The sequence below is a fragment of the Streptomyces sp. MnatMP-M17 genome, from assembly GCF_900091995.1.
Lineage (GTDB): Bacteria > Actinomycetota > Actinomycetes > Streptomycetales > Streptomycetaceae > Streptomyces.
The window spans coordinates 1-1,917 of sequence record NZ_FMDK01001197.1; the positions used below are offsets into that span (position 1 = coordinate 1).

General features: G+C 72.9%; 1 protein-coding gene. It reads left to right on the forward strand.

From position 1 onward, the window contains the following. The coding region (locus GA0115259_RS37730; protein WP_176732789.1) for a beta-ketoacyl synthase N-terminal-like domain-containing protein at positions 1–1,917 on the forward strand (1,917 nt) is incomplete at both ends.

A 1,917-nucleotide genomic window follows, 5' to 3' on the forward strand; every position in this document is an offset into this window, starting at 1 on the left:
CGCCGCCGTCGCGGCCGGAGGCGCGCTGCCGTTCCTCGCGCTGGCGCTCGCGAGCGCGGAGCGCACCCGGTCGATGCTGGAGCGCACCCGCGCGGCGCTCGGGGACGCGCCCTGGGGCGTCGGCGTGCTCGGATTCGCCGACGAGGAGATCAAGGCCGCGCAGCTCGACGTCGTACGGGAGCTGAAGCCGACCCACGCGATCATCGCGGGCGGCAGACCGGCCCAGGCCGCCGCGCTGGAGGCGGAGGGCATCACCACCTTCCTGCATGTCCCCTCGCCGGGACTGCTGCGGCAGTTCCTCGCCGCCGGAGCGCGCCGGTTCATCTTCGAGGGCGCCGAGTGCGGCGGCCATGTCGGACCGCGCAACAGCTTCCCGCTCTGGGAGGCCCAGACCGATGTCCTGCTGGACTTCCTGGCCAAGTCCGGGCCCGGGACGGCCGGTGAGCTGACGGTGCTGTTCGCGGGCGGCATCCACGACGAGCGCTCGGCCGCGATGGCCGCCGCACTCGCAGCCCCGCTGACCCGGGCCGGTGTCGCGTTCGGTGTGCTGATGGGCACCGCGTATCTCTTCACCGAGGAGGCCGTGGCGGCCGGCGCGATCCAGCCGCTGTTCCAGCGCCGGATCGTCGCCGCCGAGCGCACCGATCTGCTGGAGACCGCGCCCGGCCACGCCACTCGCTGCGCGCACAGCGCCATCACCGAGGACTTCGCGGCCCTCAAGGACGGACTGCGTGAGCAGGGCGTGCCCGACCGCGAGATCTGGGAGCACCTGGAGCGGTTCAACGTCGGCAGGCTGAGGCTCGCCAGCAAGGGCATCGAGCGCGTCGGCGACGAACTGCTCCCGGTGGACGAGATACGCCAGGCCGACGAAGGCATGTTCATGGCGGGCGAGGTCTGTGTGCTGCGCTCCGCCACCACCAGCATCGCCGCGCTGCACGACTCCGTCGCCGACGGCGCCGCCGCGTGGCTGCGCGAGCGCGCCGCCGGACTGCGTACCGCGCTCGGCCTCACCGACGCCGTCGAGGAGCCCGCGCCCGCGCCGCTGCGGATCGCCGTCGTCGGCATGGCCGGCATGTTCCCCGGCGCTCCCGACCTGGCCGAGTTCTGGGCCAACATCCTGGCGGGCAAGGACTGTGTGACCGAGGTCCCGGCCCATCGCTGGGACGCCGAGCGGTACTACGCACCGGACGGCGACGGCGAGCGCACTCCGTCGCGCTGGGGCGGATTCCTGCCCGAGATTCCCTTCGATCCGCTGCGCTACGGCATTCCGCCGGCCTCGCTGGCCAGCATCGAGCCCGTACAGCTTCTCGCGCTGGAGGCGGCGCGGCGCGCGCTGGCCGACGCGGGATACGCCGGTACGGGCACCGACCACGCCCGTACCTCCGTGGTGTTCGGCGCGGAGGCCGGCAGCGATCTGTCCAACGCGACCACTCTGCGTACGGTGCTGCCCGGCTATGTCGGCACCATCCCGTCCGCACTGGACGAGCAACTGCCCAGACTGACCGAGGACTCCTTCCCCGGGATGCTCGCCAATGTCATCGCGGGACGGATCGCCAACCGGCTCGACCTCGGCGGTGCCAACTACACCGTCGACGCCGCCTGCGCCTCCTCGCTCACCGCCGTGGACGTGGCCTGCAAGGAGCTGATCACCGGCACCAGCGATCTGGTGCTGTGCGGCGGCGCCGACCTGCACAACGGCATCAACGACTATCTGCTCTTCTCCTCGGTGCACGCGCTGTCCCCGACCGGCCGCTCGGCCACCTTCGACGGCGCCGCCGACGGCATCGCGCTCGGCGAGGGCGTGGCCTGTGTGGTGCTCAAGCGGCTCGCCGACGCCGAGCGCGACGGCGACCGGATCTACGCCGTGATCGACGGTGTCGGCAGCGCGAGCGACGGCCGCGCCCTGGGCCTGACCGC